The 15519-nt window shown below is 72.8% G+C and carries 13 protein-coding genes; 9 read left to right on the forward strand and 4 right to left on the reverse strand.

The genetic code is table 11. The features are described from left to right. Nucleotides 1–3 precede the first annotated feature (3 nt). Entirely contained in the window at nt 4–651 is a 648-nt protein-coding gene (locus ACQPYD_RS26375) for a DUF6230 family protein (protein WP_267946212.1), read from the reverse strand. Nucleotides 652–864: 213 nt separating this feature from the next. On the opposite strand from ACQPYD_RS26375, the gene ACQPYD_RS26380 reads away from it, so the two are divergent. Further along, the gene (locus ACQPYD_RS26380; RefSeq protein ID WP_433698170.1) at nt 865–2769 is read left to right on the forward strand and encodes a GMC oxidoreductase; all 1905 of its coding nucleotides are present in this window, start codon (nt 865–867) and stop codon (nt 2767–2769) included. Between the two features lie 232 nt (nt 2770–3001). Here the strand turns inward: ACQPYD_RS26380 and ACQPYD_RS26385 are convergent, their stop codons facing one another. Then, the gene (locus ACQPYD_RS26385; RefSeq protein ID WP_433698171.1) at nt 3002–3787 is read right to left on the reverse strand and encodes a MerR family transcriptional regulator; all 786 of its coding nucleotides are present in this window, start codon (nt 3785–3787) and stop codon (nt 3002–3004) included. 340 nt (nt 3788–4127) lie between these two features. Between ACQPYD_RS26385 and ACQPYD_RS26390 the strand changes: the two genes are divergently transcribed. The 5 genes from ACQPYD_RS26390 to ACQPYD_RS26410 all read left to right on the forward strand — a co-directional run bounded on the left by ACQPYD_RS26390 (nt 4128) and on the right by ACQPYD_RS26410 (nt 9152). Then, complete coding sequence (locus tag ACQPYD_RS26390) at nt 4128–4979, forward strand: SDR family NAD(P)-dependent oxidoreductase (protein WP_433698172.1); 852 nt, start codon at nt 4128–4130, stop codon at nt 4977–4979. Between the two features lie 11 nt (nt 4980–4990). Continuing rightward, nucleotides 4991–5902 carry an AurF N-oxygenase family protein gene (locus ACQPYD_RS26395; protein WP_402920769.1) on the forward strand — a complete coding sequence of 304 codons (912 nt, stop codon included), beginning with the start codon at nt 4991–4993 and terminating at the stop codon, nt 5900–5902. Nucleotides 5903–6218: 316 nt separating this feature from the next. After that, on the forward strand, nt 6219–7799 hold the full coding sequence (locus ACQPYD_RS26400) for a flavin-containing monooxygenase (protein WP_433698173.1): 1581 nt from the start codon (nt 6219–6221) through the stop codon (nt 7797–7799). Next, entirely contained in the window at nt 7783–8133 is a 351-nt protein-coding gene (locus ACQPYD_RS26405) for a DUF4873 domain-containing protein (RefSeq protein WP_433698174.1), read from the forward strand. The genes ACQPYD_RS26400 and ACQPYD_RS26405 overlap by 17 nt, the downstream gene beginning before the upstream one ends. A gap of 122 nt (nt 8134–8255) precedes the next feature. After that, entirely contained in the window at nt 8256–9152 is an 897-nt protein-coding gene (locus ACQPYD_RS26410; RefSeq protein WP_433698175.1) for an alpha/beta fold hydrolase, read from the forward strand. Nucleotides 9153–9186: 34 nt separating this feature from the next. Here ACQPYD_RS26410 and ACQPYD_RS26415 read toward each other — a convergent pair whose 3' ends face one another. Together ACQPYD_RS26415 and ACQPYD_RS26420 are read right to left on the reverse strand one after the other, a co-directional pair. Continuing rightward, entirely contained in the window at nt 9187–10545 is a 1359-nt protein-coding gene (locus tag ACQPYD_RS26415) for a four-carbon acid sugar kinase family protein (RefSeq protein WP_433698176.1), read from the reverse strand. A gap of 213 nt (nt 10546–10758) precedes the next feature. After that, a complete protein-coding gene (locus ACQPYD_RS26420; RefSeq protein ID WP_433698177.1) occupies nt 10759–11871 on the reverse strand; it encodes a Gfo/Idh/MocA family oxidoreductase in 1113 nt (370 codons plus the stop codon). 214 nt (nt 11872–12085) lie between these two features. Between ACQPYD_RS26420 and ACQPYD_RS26425 the strand changes: the two genes are divergently transcribed. The 3 genes from ACQPYD_RS26425 (at nt 12086) to ACQPYD_RS26435 (ending at nt 15495) form a co-directional block, all read left to right on the forward strand. Next, nucleotides 12086–13441 (forward strand): ABC transporter substrate-binding protein, encoded by a 1356-nt coding sequence (locus ACQPYD_RS26425; RefSeq protein WP_433698178.1) that lies wholly within the window; start codon nt 12086–12088, stop codon nt 13439–13441. An 81-nt stretch (nt 13442–13522) separates the two neighbouring features. Then, the gene (locus tag ACQPYD_RS26430) at nt 13523–14500 is read left to right on the forward strand and encodes a carbohydrate ABC transporter permease (protein WP_433698179.1); all 978 of its coding nucleotides are present in this window, start codon (nt 13523–13525) and stop codon (nt 14498–14500) included. After that, the gene (locus ACQPYD_RS26435) at nt 14497–15495 is read left to right on the forward strand and encodes a carbohydrate ABC transporter permease (RefSeq protein ID WP_433698180.1); all 999 of its coding nucleotides are present in this window, start codon (nt 14497–14499) and stop codon (nt 15493–15495) included. Before ACQPYD_RS26430 ends, ACQPYD_RS26435 begins: the two co-directional genes overlap by 4 nt. Nucleotides 15496–15519 lie beyond the last annotated feature (24 nt).

The raw sequence follows: 15519 nt of genomic DNA on the forward strand, positions 1-15519 counted from the left end.
GCATCAGAAGCACTCGTGGGCGCCGGGCCTGATCGCCAGGCTCAGGCCGGACAGGCGCAGCGAGCCGGAGGTGACGGCCCACGTGGTCATCTCCATGTCGGAGACGGTGATGGTGTCGGCCTGGAGGCCGAAGCCGCCCGCGGGGCCCTGGCCGTTGTCGGCCCTGTCCAGCGTGCTGGCGTCGCGGCCGATCTCGATGGCGCCGAACTCGGCGTTGCCCTGGAGCTGCTCGATGTCGATGACGAGGTTGGTGCCCTCGACGGGCGTGGTCTCGCCCGCGTTGATGACGAGGGTGGCCTCGCCGATGGGCAGGTCCCAGAGGGAGGACATGCACAGGTTCGTCAGCTCGGCCGTGTTGACCGAGGAGAGCCCGACCGGCCGGGTGGAGCCGTCCACCGAGGTGGCGACGTCGCCGAACTGGGTGAACCCGTGTCCGGCGAGCTGGTCGGCGGACATCTTGAAGCTGTCACCGGAGACCGCGAAGGAGGCGGCGAGGAGGCCCTGGGTGGTCATGCCGCCCAGGACCGCGGCGGCGGCGAGGCCGGGGACCACGACGAGCGCGAACCTGCGCCACAGGGTGCCGCCGCCGGCTTCGTGCTGCTCAGGCGCGTCCCGCGACGCCTCAGGCGCCTCGTCGGAAGCCTTGGGCATGAGTACCTCCAGTGTTCCGCCGCCGGGGGGCGGCGAGGGGGAGCGAAACTTGCGCCGGAGCACGCCACGCGTGTTACATGGAACACACCCTACTCGGCGGTAGTGACGAACATTACAATATCGAATGTCACATTTCTAGATGGCACATTCAATGTTGCGGACTCGTATCCGGCGCACTACGAGGCCCGTGACTGACCCGAAGAGAGATCAGCCGTGCCCCCAGAGCGCAGAGCAGAACCATCCGCCGCCGCCCCCGAGGAGGACCCCCGCTTCGACTACGACGTCATCGTCGTGGGGTCGGGATTCGGCGGCTCCGTCAGCGCCCTCCGCCTCACCGAGAAGGGTTACCGCGTCGGCGTCCTCGAAGCGGGCCGACGCTTCACGCCCGAGACGCTCCCGTCCTCGTCCTGGGACCTGAAGAACTTCCTGTGGGCCCCGCAGGCCGGCCTGTACGGCATCCAGCGCATCCACCTGCTGCGCGACGTGATGATCCTCGCCGGGGCCGGGGTGGGCGGCGGCTCCCTCAACTACGCCAACACCCTCTACCACCCCATGGACCCGTTCTTCGAGGATCCCCAGTGGGGGCACATCACCGACTGGAAGACGGAGCTCGCCCCGTTCTACGACCAGGCCCGCCGGATGCTCGGCGTGCGCACCAACCCCACCGTCACCCCCTCCGACGTGCACCTGAAGGCGGTCGCGGAGGACATGGGCGTCGGCCACACCTTCCGCCTCACCCCCGTGGGCGTGTGCTTCGGCGACGGGGAGGACGGCGACGGCGCCAAGGCGGCCCCCGGGGAGTCCGTGGGCGACCCCTACTTCGGCGGCGCGGGCCCCGAGCGCCGGGCCTGCACCGAGTGCGGCGAGTGCATGACCGGCTGCCGCCACGGGGCCAAGAACACGCTGACCGAGAACTACCTGTACTTCGCGGAGCGCGGCGGCGCCGACATCCACCCCCTGACCAGCGTCGAGCGCGTCCGCGAGCTGCCCGGCGGCGGCCTCGCCCTCGACACCCTCCGGACCGGCGCGCCCCGGCGGCGGGAGAACGCCCGCACGTTCACCGCGCGCAGGGTCGTGGTGGCCGCGGGCACCTACAACACCCAGACCCTCCTGCACCGGATGCGCGACTCGGGGCTCCTGCCCCGCCTGTCCGCCAGGCTCGGCACGCTCACCCGCACCAACTCCGAGGCGCTCGTGGGCGCCATGAGCAAGCAGGTGCCGCCGCCGGAGGACCTGACGCACGGCGTGGCCATCACGTCCTCCATCCACCCCGACGAGAACACGCACATCGAGCCGGTCCGCTACGGCAAGGGCTCCAACGCGATGGGGCTGCTCACCGCCATGCAGGTGCCCGGCGGCGGGAGGATCCCGCGCTGGCTGCGGTTCATGGGGCTGGCGGCGCGCCACCCGTACGTGTTCGTCCGCAGCTTCTCCAACCGCCGCTGGTCGGAGCGGGTCATCATCGGCCTGGTGATGCAGTCGCTGGACAACTCGCTGACCACCTCGGTCCGCAGGGGGGTGTTCGGCGGCCGGAAGAAGCTCACCTCCCGCCAGGGGCACGGCGAACCCAACCCGACGTGGATCCCCAAGGGCCAGGAGGCGGCGACCCGGCTCGCCGGGCGCATCGACGGTTTCCCCGGCGGCACCTGGGGCGACGTGTTCGACATCCCGATGACCGCGCACTTCCTGGGCGGCTGCCCGATCGGGGACAGCCCGGAGAGCGGCGTGATCGACCCCTACCACCGGCTGTACGGGCACCCGGACATCCACGTGGTGGACGGCTCGGCGGTCAGCGCGAACCTGGGCGTGAACCCGTCCCTGACGATCACCGCGCAGGCGGAACGGGCGATGTCGATGTGGCCGAACAAGGGCGACGAGGACCCCCGGCCGGAGCAGGGCTCCGGCTACCTCCGGGTCCGGCCGGTCCTCCCGCGGTCCCCGGCCGTCCCCGCCGGGTCGTTCGCCGAACTGCGGTTCGGCACGACGCTGCCCCTGACCGTGGTGGACGCCTCCTCCCCCGCCGGCGAAGAGGTCGAGGCGAAGGTCGAGGCCATGGCCGCGGAGGTCGCGGAGACGGTGGAGGCGGCCGAGGGCTCCGGGGACGGCGAGCGGGGATGAGCGCCGGTGCGGGTCCGGACCACCCGGTCCGGGCCCGCACCGGTCTTCCCGCCGGGGCGGCCGGGCGGGCCGTCCTGCCGGGCCCCGGGCGTCCGCGCCGGTCGGCGCGGGCGCCGGGCCGCCGGAGGCGTGGGGGCGCGCCGTCCGGGGCAGGGGGGCGTCGGGTCGGGGGGAGAGGTGCGTCAGGGGGCCGGGGAGGGTTCGGGGGCGCGGGCCGCCGGGGCGCGGACCGTCAGGAGGGGCCCGTCAGGCCCTCCGCCTGAGAACGGCCCCCCTGCTCCCGCTCCAGGTGCTCCATCGCCAGGGCGAAGTGCTCGCCCATGACGGTGGTGAGGTTCTCCGCCATCGCCTGGGCGAGGACCGCGTCCACGGCCTGCTGCGCGAGCGGGCGCACGCGCCGGATGAGTTCGGCCATCTCGGCGGTCTCCTCGCTGCGGACGACCGTGCCGGGGGCGTGTTCGGCGATGATGTGCTCGGAGACCAAGCGGACCATGTGCTCGGCGACGCCGCCCACCTTGTCGCGCAGGTTCTCGGCTATGTCCAGGACCGAGCCCACGCTCATGCCGAGCTTGACGAGCTCGACGCCCGCGTGCAGCAGCCGGGGGCTGGGGACCCTGAAGCGCAGGCCGTCGCGTTCGAGGACACGCAGGTCCAGGGCGCGCTTTATGGTCTTGGGCGTCACGCCCTTGCCGAAGAGGTCCCGGAGTTCCCCGAGCGTGACGTAGTCGGCTATCTCGTCGCTCCAGGCGTCCCCTATGGCCGACTCGAAGCCGAGGATGTCGGAGAGGTCGCCGCCGCGCTCCCAGACCCGGAACATCTCACCGATGTTGGCGAACGTGTAGCCCCGCCGCAGCAGCTGGCCGATGAGCCGCAGGCGTGCCAGGTGGGCCTCGGAGTAGATGCCCACGCGGCCCTCCCTGCGGGGAGGAGCGAGCAGACCTCGGTCCTGGTACACCCGGACGTTGCGGACGGTCGTGTCGGCAAGCCGGGCGAGTTCGTCAATGCGGTATTCGGCCATGGGACCAGCCTAGAGACCTTCCCGAAGGTTACCCGTCAGTAAATCCGCGCCTCCGGGCCATTGCACCATGACAACGAGCATTGTAACGTTTCCGAAACGGGAGTGAGGGGCGTCACACGCCCGCCCGTCGCGACGCCCCCGCCCCGCCCTCCACCCCTCCCGCCCCCGGCGCCCCCACGCCGCCGCGGCCGGGAGCGGCGCCCGGCCGACACCCGCGGCCCCGGAGCCGCGGACACCGGCGAACACCGAACCTACCCGCGAGTAAATTCCCCCATCTCAACCCATTGCATTGTGACAATGCTCGTTGTAACGTTCCCGCAATGACTGTGGAGGAGATCACATGACGCCCCCCTCGCCGCGCCACCTGCGCCGGCTCCCCGGCCGGAACGCCGTCGTCACCGGCGCCTCGGGAGCCTTCGGCAGCGCCACCGTGGCCGTCCTCCGCCACCTCGGCGTGAACGTCGTCGGCATCGACCGCAAGCCCTCCCCCGGCGTCATCGGCTGCGACGTCACCGACGACGGGCAGGTGCGGGACGGCGTCGCGGAGGCCGTCGAACAGCTCGGCGGACGCCTGGACCTGCTCGTCCACTACGCGGGCGTCGGCCCCTCCGTGGACATCGGCCACGCCCCCGGCGCCCCCGCCCACCAGGCGCTGGAGGTCAACCTCCTGGGCACCTGGCGGGTGACCGCGGCCGCGATGCCCTCGCTGCTCGGGAGCAGGGGGCGGATCATCGTCACGTCGTCGCTGCTGGCCAACCTCCAGCTCCCGCTGGCGGGCGCCTACACGGTCTCCAAGCGCGCGGTCGCCGCCTACGCCGACTGCCTCCGCGCCGAGTACGGGACCCACGTCGCCGTGACGACCGTGTTCCCCGGCTACGTCGACACCCCCATCCACGACAGCTCGCGGGCCACCGGCGCCTCCCTGGACGGCCTCGTCCCCGCCGAGCGGACGCGGGACACGGTGATGGCCGTCGTCCGGGCCGCCGCCGCCCGGCGCGCACCGCGCAACATGGCCTCCACCGCCCTGGGCACCGCTGCCCTACACCTGACCAGGCACTTCCCCGGCGCCACCGAGCAGATCGTCTCGCTCCAGCTCGGCCTGCTGCTCGCGGACGGCGCCTTCGACGGGGCGGAGATCGCCCGGGGCCTCCGCGCACGCCACGGCGGCCCCGCCACCCAGAACGCGTCCTGAGGAGGGACAAGATGACCGCGGAGACCACGGCCAAGCCCCGGCTCACCGACCGGGAGGACATCGCCAAGCGCCTGCTGCGCGGATCGGCGAAGGCCTCCTTCGACCCGCTCGTCGAGATCGACTGGGACGCCCCCGTCGACCCCGGCATGTGGGCCATCCGCCCCGAGCGGATCTCCCTCTACGGGACGTACCTGTGGGACCGGCTCTCCGACGCCGAGCGCAAGGAGCTCTCCCGCCTGGAGGTGGCCAGCGTCGCGACCATCGGCATCTGGTTCGAGACGATCCTGATGCAGATGCTCGTCCGCCACGCCTACCACAACGACCCCACCACCAACCACGTCCAGTACGCCTACACCGAGATCGCCGACGAGTGCCGCCACACCGTCATGTTCGCCAAGATGGTGCAGAAGCTCGGCTGGGAGGCGCACCGGCTGGACCCGGTCACCTACCACCTGGGCCGCGTCTTCAAGGCCATCGCGCACGGCCCGCTGATCTTCGCGGGGGCGCTGTTCGTCGAGGAGGTGCTCGACCAGCTCCAGCGCGAGGCCGTGCCGGACGAGCAGATCCTCCCCCTGGTGCGCTCGGTCGCCCGCATCCACGTGGTGGAGGAGGCGCGGCACATGCGCTACGCCCGCGAGGAGTTCCAGCGCGACTGGGTCACCCGCGGCCCCCTCAACCGGGCCTACAGCCGCATCGTCCTCGGACTGGTGACCTACTACTCCGCCACCCGGCTGATCAACCCCAAGGTGTACGCGCAGGTGGGGCTCGACCCGAAGGAGGCCTACGAGGTCGCCCGGAAGAACCCGCACTGGATCGGCACCAAGACCTGGGCCGCGCGCAAGGTGGTCGGCACCCTGGGCACCGCCGGGGCGATCACCGGACTGGGGCGGTACTTCTGGCGCAAGGCCGGGCTCCTCGGCTGACGCGCCCCGCGGGACCGCCCGCACGGCCCCCTCCCCGGGGCGCCACCCGCCGCCGTCGGACCGCCGCGCACCGCGGCCGGTCCCCGGCCCCACAGACCCGCCGCCGGAGGACGAGACGCGCCACGTCCTCCGGCGGCGGCCCCGACCTCCCGGGGGCGAAACGCGCCACGTCCCCGGGAGCCGCACCTCCCGGAGGCGAACGCGCCTCGCCTCCGGGCGGCGACTCCCCCGGGGGCGTACGCGCCACGTCCCCGGGGGCCACACCCCCGCCCCGGGCGGCACCACCCCGGGCCGGTTCGCACGAAGGGACCAGAACGTGACCGAAGCACCCCCGCACTTCCGGGTGGCCGTCATCGGGTCGGGATTCGCCGGCCTCGGCATGGCCGTCCGGCTCAAGCAGGCCGGTCTGGACGACTTCGTGGTCCTGGAGCGCGCCGACGACGTCGGCGGCACCTGGCGCGACAACGACTACCCGGGCGCCGCCTGCGACGTCCCCTCCCACCTGTACTCGTTCTCGTTCGCGCCCAACCCGCACTGGAGCCGCACGTTCTCCCCCCAGCCCGAGATCTGGGAGTACATGAAGCGGGTGGCCGGGGAGCACGGCGTGGACCGGCACGTGCGCTACGGCAGCGACGTGCGCTCCGCGCGGTGGGAGCCCGACGGCAACCGCTGGCGGATCACGACCGACGGCGGCACGGTGACCGCCCAGTTCCTGGTGAGCGGGGCCGGCCCCCTCGCCGACCCGTCCTACCCCGACATCAAGGGCCTGGACTCGTTCGAGGGCAAGCTGTTCCACTCCGCGGAGTGGGACCACGGCCACGACCTCGCCGGCCGGAGGGTCGCGGTGATCGGCACCGGGGCGTCGGCCATCCAGTTCGTCCCCCGGATCCAGCCGGAGGTCGGCGCCCTGACGCTGTTCCAGAGGACCGCCCCGTGGGTGATGTTCCGGCACGACCGCGACATCACCAGGGTCGAGAGCTGGCTGTACCGGACCTTCCCGGTCACCCAGCAGATCGCGCGCAAGAGCATCTACTGGGGGCGGGAGACCTACATCCTCGGCTTCGCCAAGAACCCGAGGCTGCTCACCGTCGTGGAGCGGCTCGGCAGGGCCAACATCGCCCGCAGCGTCAAGGACCCCGCGCTGCGGGCCAAGCTCACCCCCGACTTCCGGGCGGGCTGCAAGCGCATCCTGATGTCCAACGACTACTACCCGGCGCTGGCCAGGCCCAACGTCGACGTGGTGACCGACGGCATCACGGAGGTCCGCCCCCACGCGGTCGTCACCCGGGACGCGTCGGGCCGCGAGACCGAGCACGAGGTCGACACCGTCATCCTCGGCACCGGCTTCCACGTCACCGACCCGCCGATCGCCCAGCGCATCCTCGACGCGGAGGGCCGCTCCCTGGCCGAGCACTGGGGCTCCGACGTGCGGGCGTTCCGGGGCACCACGGTCGCCGGCTTCCCGAACGCCTTCGTGCTGGCCGGGCCGAACACCGGGCTGGGGCACACCTCCCAGGTGTTCATGATCGAGGCGCAGATCCGGTACACGATGGAGGCGCTCAAGTACCTCTGCAAGCACGGGCTCGACCGGTTGGACGCGCGCCCGGAGGCGGAGAGGGCCTACAACGACATGGTGGACGAGTCCATGGAGGGCACCGTGTGGGTGTCCGGCGGCTGCGACAGCTGGTACCTGAACGAGGAGGGGCGCAACACGACGCTGTGGCCCACCTTCACGTGGGACTTCGCGCTGCGCACCCGCTGGTTCGACCCGCACAACTACGACCTGCGGGTGGACCGCGCGCGCACGCGCGGCGCCCGCCGCCCCGCCGTCGCGGCCCGGGGGCCGGCGGCCGGCGGAACGAGGAGGAGAAGGAGGGCCGATGAGCGGGTTCGGTGATGACGAGGAGGAGTACCGGGGCACGGTCACGGTCGTGCTGCCCGGTCCGTCCGACGGGGAGGACGGCGCCGCCGTCGAGGTGGACGCCCACCTCGCGGGCAACTTCTCGCCCCTGACCGGCGACTACCGGTGGCGGGGCCGCCTGTCCGCGAGCCCCGAGGTGACCTCGGCCTTCCGGGAGGGCGCGCGCACCGTCGTGGTCCGCACGCCGGACGGGTTCGAGGGCACCGGCGACCTGGGCGAACCCAACCTGTGGGGAGGCCACCCGGTCAACGGGGCGGGCTCCCCTCCCTTCGCGGTCCCCCGGATCGACGTCGACGAGCTCGACGCCTGATCCCCCGAACGTCCCCCCGGGCCACGCGCCGACCCGGGGGGATACCCCCTCGGCGCGCCGCCGCCCCGCCCCCGCCCCGGGGCGGCACCCCTGAGGCACCCCCAGAGCGAGAGGCAACCCCGATGGCCATCCGACACGTGGGCCGCGCCCGCGAACTCCAGGTCCGCTCCGCCGACGGCACGCTGCTGCACGCCGAGGTCCGCGGCCCCGAGGACGGGCCGACCCTGGTCCTCGCCCACTGCTGGGCGACGTCGCTGGCCTCGTGGGGGCCGGTGGTGCGCGAGCTGGACCCGAACCTGCGCGTGGTGCTCTACGACCAGCGCGGACACGGCCGCTCGCAGACGCCCCTGACCCGGGCCGGGTACAGCACGGACAAGCTGGCCGACGACCTGTGCGCCGTGCTGGAGGCGACCGTCCCCGAGGGGCGCCGGGCCGTGGTCGCCGGGCACAGCATGGGCGGGATGACGGTCATGGCCGCCGGGGACCGCCGGGTGTTCCGGGACAGGGCGGGGGCCGTGCTGCTCACCAACACCGGGTGCACCCAGCTGCCCAAGCGCTCCACCGCCATCCCGCTGCCCGGCCCGCTGGGCGCGCTGGGCGCGAGGGCGTTCCTCCAGGCTCCGCTCCCCCTGGGCCCGGCCAACGCGGTGAGCGCGCGGGCGCTGAAGTTCCTGGTGATGGGCAAGGAGGCGGATCCGCGCATGGTGAGGCTGTGCGCGAGGCTGGTGCACGCGTGCGGCGGCGTGCCGCGCGGCCGGTGGGGCGGGGTGATGAGCGGGCTGGAGCTGGACGACACGGCGCGGCGGATCTCGGCGCCCACCGTCGTGGTGGTGGGAACGCAGGACAAGCTGACCCCTCCGTGGCACGCGCACCACATCGCCGGGCTGCTCCCGAACTGCGAGGAGGTGCGGGAGGTCCCCGGCACCGGCCACATGGGCCCGCTGGAGAACCCGCGCGTCCTGTCCGACCTGCTGGAGAAGCTCGCCGTCGACCACCTGCGGGCGGAGCTCGCCGTCTGAGGCGCGGCCGCCCCGGCACGCGGGGCCGGGCGGGTCAGAGGTCGCGGGACAGGGTCGGGACCACGTGCTCCGACACCTCCGAGTGCACCTGGTGCAGCCGCGTCTGCACGGCCCGCCGCAGCTTGGCCAGGCACTCGACGAGGGTGATGTCGTCCCCCACCAGGCCGCCCTTGGCCACGATCGGGGTCCCGTCCAGCGGCCCTCCGCCGAGGTGCCCGTGCACCGCCAGGGGCACGACCTCGCCGCCGACGTCGAAGGCGTGCACGTCCAGCTCGTCCAGCAGGCTCGCGACGAGGTCGCCCCCGGTCAGGTAGAGGCCGCTGGGCAGGGCGTGGGCGCCCGTGGTGTCGGCCACGTCGTTGACGACGTCGGCCACCAGGCGGGCGATCCGGCCGGGCAGCTCCGCCCGCGCCTGGGCGGGCATCCCCCGCACCCGCTCGGCCGGGGTGACCAGCCTCAGCACGCACAGCTCCGGGAACCCCGAGGACGTCAGCTGGTCGGTCAGCTCCGCGGCGACCTCGTCCCCGTGCCCGCTCCCCGGGTCGGCGAGGGCCACCGCGTCCACGTCCACGAAGCGCACCGCTCCCGTGCGCGCCACCGTGGCCAGCTGCCGCCGGGTCAGGTCGGTGGTGCTGCCGACCACGCCGAGCAGCGGTCCGCGCGACCCCGCCTGGCCGCGCAGCCGCAGCGCGTACGCCAGCAGGGCGCCCGTGGGCCCGGGGTCGACGGACACCCACACGACCCCGTCCCGCTGGTGGGCCTCGGCAGCGGCCTCCGCGATGTCGGTGAGGTGCTGCTCGGTGCTCGCGTCGCAGACCACGACGGGCTCGTCACCGGCCAGGAGCTCCGAGGTCAGCATCGCGTGGGTGACCTGCCGGACCGGGACGTGCCGCACGGGGAGGTCGCACTGGGCGGCGAGGATGTCCGCGACGACGCTGGTCGTCATGGGGAAGAGGGGGTCCACCGCCAGCTCCGTGCGTTCCAGCGGCAGCCCGTGGAGGAGTTGCAGGCCGTCCTCGGTGATCCGGCCGGACGCCGGGAAGGCGGGGCTGAACAGCACCCGCACCCGCGTCCCCGCGGGCACCCGCTCGCGGACCGCGTCGTAGGCGGCCTCCAGTTCGGCGCCGATGTTGCCGCGCAGCGTGGAATCGGTGCGCTTGACCACCAGACCCACCGGCCACACGGCTTCGACCACGTCGGTGACCAGATCGGCGGCCTGGTCGGCGGGGACGTGCCGGCTGTCGAGGTTGGCCACGACCACGTCGTAGTCCCCGGCGACCTGGCTCACGTGCTCCGGGGTCACCGTGGCCACGCGCATCCCGGTCCGGGCGAACCTGGCACCGGTGGCGTTCGCGCCGGTGAGGTCGTCTGCGACCACGAGGACCTGGGCCACGACACGTCTCCTTCGGTCTTCGGGACGAAACCCTGGGGCAACCTCCCCCCAACATAGGGCCACGGGGAGGCGCCGCAGGCCCGGGACGCCGCCGGGGGACCCGGTCCGCCGTCCGCGCCTCCCGGGGACGGGGGCGCGGCCCCTCCCCTCCGCCGGTTCCAGCCCTCCCGGCGCGCCCGGCGCCCGCCCGCGTCCGCGGGGCCCGTGCCCGTCCTAGAGGGCGACGACCGCGCGGGTGCGGGCGCTGCGCCTCGCCGCCTCGATGACCTCCAGGCCGTGGACGACCTCGTGCAGGTCCACCGGCAGGGGCTCCCCCTCGCCGACCGCGTCGCGCACGCCCGCGTAGAACTCCGGGTAGGCCCCGCGCGCCGACGGCACGCGGCGGGTGTCCCCGTCCACCCCGAGCACGCCCCACCGCTCCTCGGGGACCACGCCCCAGTCGGGGGCGTCGGGCCGCTCGCCCGCCGCCAGCCTGGCCTCCTGCCCGTCCATGCCGTGGCTGGTGAAGGCCCCGTGGTCGCCCAGCACCCGGAAGCGCGGTCCGCCCTGGCCGGTGAGCGCGCCCATCCACAGGTGGGAGCGCGTGCCCCGGACGTGTTCGAGCGCGAGGAACACGTCGTCGTCGGCGCCCACCCCCTCGCGGAGGGCGTCGACCTCGGCGTAGACGGAACCGACCGGGCCGAACAGGTTGACCGCCTGGTCGATGAGGTGCGGCCCCAGGTCGTAGAGCAGGCCCGCCCCGGCCTCCACCCCGCCGGCCTCCCGCCAGGTCCCCTTCGGCCGGGGCCGCCAGCGCTCGAACCGCGACTCGAACCGGTGCACGCGGCCCAGGGCCCCGTCCTCGATCAGGTTCCACAGGGTGAGGAAGTCGGCGTCCCACCGGCGGTTCTGGTAGACGGTGAGCACCCGGTCGAGCTTGTCCGCCAGGTCGGTGAGCTCACGCGCCTGCCGCGCGGTGAGCGCGAAGGGCTTGTCGACCACGACGGCCATCCCGGCCTCCAGCGCCGCACGGGCGAGGGGCGCGTGGGTGTCGTTGGGCGTGGTGACGACGGCGATCTCGTACCGGTCGGCGTCGGCCCACAGGTCGGCGACGGCGGAGTAGACGGTGACCCCCGGGTACCGCGCCTCGACCGCGCTCCGGCGGCCCGGGTCGCCGGTGACGACGGCCGACAGCCGCAGCCCCGGGACCGCGTCGACGAGGGGCGCGTGGAAGACCTCCCCGCCCTTGCCGTAGCCGATGAGGGCGACGTGCAGCTCGGGCCCGTCGTGCCCTGGGGCGCCGTTCCCCGGCGTTCCCCGGTCCGGTCCATGGGGTGCGTCAGCCATGTCCCCAATCTAGGGCCTCACCCGGCGGGAAACCGGTGTGCCCCCTCCGAACAGCATGTTTCGCCATTGTTACGAAAGTTTTTGCAAAATATGTAGACATTTGCAGAGAAGGGGGCTTGCATCTCTTCCAGGTATGCCATGGGTCACACGACCCCCCGGGGGCGGCGCCGGACCGGCGGCGCCCCCGTCAGATGACCGAGGGAGAACCACCCCCATGCCGAGACCAGACCCCAGGGTCCGCCGCCACCTGGCCGCGGCGGCCGCGGCCGGAACCGTCCTCCTCGTCGCCTCCGGGTGCGGATTCCTCAGCGGCGAGGGCGGCGGCGGGACCGTCGACACCTCCGACCTCGACTGCTCCCCCTACGAGCAGTGGGCCGACACCGGGGGCACCGTCGACGTCTACGCCTCCATCCGCGACATGGAGGGCGACCTCCTGGAGGAGTCCTGGGCCGAGTTCGCCGCCTGCACCGGGATCACCGTCCAGTACGAGGGGAGCGGGGAGTTCGAGGCCCAGCTGCCCATCCGCCTCGACGGCGGCAACGCCCCCGACCTCGCCTTCATCCCCCAGCCCGGCCTGCTCCAGCGAGCCGCCGCCGACGGCCACGCCGTCCCGGTCGCCGACGGTGTCCGCGAGAACGTCGAGGCCGGCTGGAGCGAGGACTGGCAGGGCTACGCCACCGTCGACGGCGACCTCTACGGCTCCCCCCTGGGCGCCAACATGAAGTCGATGGTCTGGTACTCGCCGACGTACTTCGCCGACAACGGCCACGAGGTCCCCGAGACGTGGGACGAGATGCTCGAACTCAGCGACACCATCGCCGAGTCCGGCACCAAGCCGTGGTGCGTGGGCTTCGAGTCCGGCGACGCCACCGGCTGGCCCGGCACCGACTGGATCGAGAACGCGCTCCTGCGCACCTCGGGCACCGACGCCTACCACGACTGGATCGCCCACGACATCCCCTTCGACGCGCCCGAGGTCGAGGAGGCCTTCGACCTGGCCGACGGGATCATCCGCAACGAGGACTACGTCAACGGCACCTTCGGCGGCGTGGACAGCATCGCCGTCACGTCCTTCCAGGAGGCCGGACTCCCGCTGCTCGACGGCGGCTGCGCCATGTACCTGATGGGCTCGTTCTACGGCGCCCAGTTCGAGGACGACGTCGAGGTCGGCGAGGACGCCGACGTCTACGGGTTCGTCCTGCCCCCCATGGAGGCGGGCACGGAGGTGCCCATCATGGGCGGCGGCGAGTTCGTCGTGGCCTTCGACGACCGGCCCGAGGTCGTGGCCATGCACGAGTACCTGTCCTCCGGCGACTTCGCGAACAGCCGCGCCTCCCTGGGCTCGTGGGTCTCCGCCCACCAGGACCTGGACCCGGCCAACCTGGCCGACCCCACGGACCAGTTCACCGCCGAGGTCCTCAACGACCCCGACACCGTCTTCCACTTCGACGCCAGCGACGCGATGCCCTCGTCCGTCGGTACCAACGTGTTCTGGACCGGCATCATCGACTGGATCACCGGCAGCTCCACCGGAGACGTCCTGGAGACCGTCGAGTCCGCCTGGCCGTAACCCCCTCCCCCACCCCCGCACGGGGTCCGGCACGGTCCCGCCGGACCCCGTCACCCCTCCTGGTACCGACAAGGGGTCTCCATGGAGTACTCGTTCCTGTCCGAGCTTCCCAAGATCGTGTGGATGCTCATCGGGATCGCCTCCTTCCTGGCCGCCATCGGGCTCCTGCTCGTCCTCGTGGACGTGCCCCGGACCCGGCGCGACCGCTGGCAGGCGTTCCTCTTCCTCGCGCCGGCGCTGGTCCTCCTCGTCGGAGGACTGGTCTACCCGGCGCTGCGCACCACCGTGCTGTCCTTCCACGACCGCTCCGGGGAGGAGTTCGTGGGCCTGGCCAACTACGTGTGGATGTTCCAGCGCCCGGAGATCCTCCTCGTCCTGCGCAACACCCTCCTGTGGGTGGTGTTCGCCCCCGTCCTGGCCACCGCCATGGGCCTGCTCTACGCGGTGCTCATCGACCGCTCCCGGTTCGAGTCGGTCGCCAAGTCCCTCGTGTTCATGCCGATGGCGATCTCGTTCGTCGGCGCGAGCATCATCTGGCGGTTCGTCTTCGCCTACCGGCCCGCCGACCAGGAGCAGTACGGCCTGTTCAACCAGATCGTCGTGTGGCTGGGCGGCGAACCGCGGTTGTGGCTGCTCGAACAGCCCCTCAACACCTTCCTGCTGATCCTGGTGCTGATCTGGGTCCAGGCCGGGTTCGCGATGGTCGTGCTGTCCGCGGCCATCAAGGCCATCCCCTCCGAGACGGTCGAGGCCGCGCGCATCGACGGCGCGGGCGCGTGGCAGCTGTTCACCCGGATCACCCTGCCCTCGGTGTGGCCGACCGTGCTGGTCGTGCTCGTCACCATCACCGTCCAGACCCTGAAGGTCTTCGACATCGTCCGCACCATGACCGGCGGCAACTACGGCACCAGCGTGATCGCGAACGAGATGTACAGCCAGGCCTTCCAACAGGGACAGACCGGCCAGGGGTCCGCGCTCGCGGTGTTCCTCTTCGTCCTGGTCGTCCCGCTGGTGGTGCTGCAGATCCGCCGCACCCGCAAGGCGAGGGAGCTCTCATGACCCCGACGAAGAACCCCCCGCGCCCGGGCGTCCCGACGGGCGCCGGAGCGGGGCGCGGCCCCCGGGGCGGTCGGGGGCCCCGGCCCTCCGGCGCCGCCGCCCGGGTGCGCCGCAGGCTCAGCGGCTCGGCCGCGGGCCTCGCCGCGCTCGTGATCGCGGTGGTGTGGACGGTGCCCACGGCGGGCCTGCTCATCTCCTCGTTCCGTCCGGCCGAGCAGATCCGCACGACCGGGTGGTGGACGTTCCTGTCCTCCCCCGACGTGACCCTGGACAACTACCGCGACGTGCTGTTCGGCTCCGCGAACGACGGACGGCTCGCCAGCCACCTGGTGAACTCGTTCGTCATCACCCTCCCCTCCACGGTGTTCGTGCTGGGCGTGGCCGCGCTCGCCGCGTACGCGCTGGCGTGGATCGACTTCCGCGGTCGGGACTGGCTCTTCCTGGGCATCTTCGCCCTCCAGATCGTCCCGTTGCAGATGTCGCTGGTGCCGATGCTGCGGTTCTTCTCGCAGGGGGTCTCGGTCGGCGGCGTCCAGGTGCTGCCCGCGTGGGAGCTGACCGGGGCGATGGCGTTCACGAACGTGTGGGTGGCGCACGCGGTCTTCGGGCTGCCGCTGGGCGTGTTCCTGCTGCACAACTTCATCTCGCAGCTGCCGAGGTCGCTGTTCGAGGCGGCCAGGGTGGACGGGGCGGGCCACGGCCGGATCTTCCTGCGGATCGTGCTCCCGCTCATCACCCCGGCCCTGGTCTCGCTGGGGATCTTCCAGTTCCTGTGGGTGTGGAACGACCTGCTGGTGGCCCTGATCTTCACCGGCGGGGACACGGCGACCGCGCCGCTGACCGTCCGGCTCGCGGAGCTGGCCGGAACGCGCGGGGAGGCCTGGCACCGTCTCACCGCGGGCGCCTTCGTGTCGATGGTCGTGCCGCTGACCGTGTTCTTCCTGCTCCAGCGCTACTTCGTGCGCGGGCTGCTCGCGGGCAGCGTCAAGGGCTGACGGGCGCCGCGTGGCGCGGGCACC

Source organism: Nocardiopsis sp. CA-288880 (assembly GCF_050955985.1).
GTDB lineage: Bacteria > Actinomycetota > Actinomycetes > Streptosporangiales > Streptosporangiaceae > Nocardiopsis > Nocardiopsis tropica.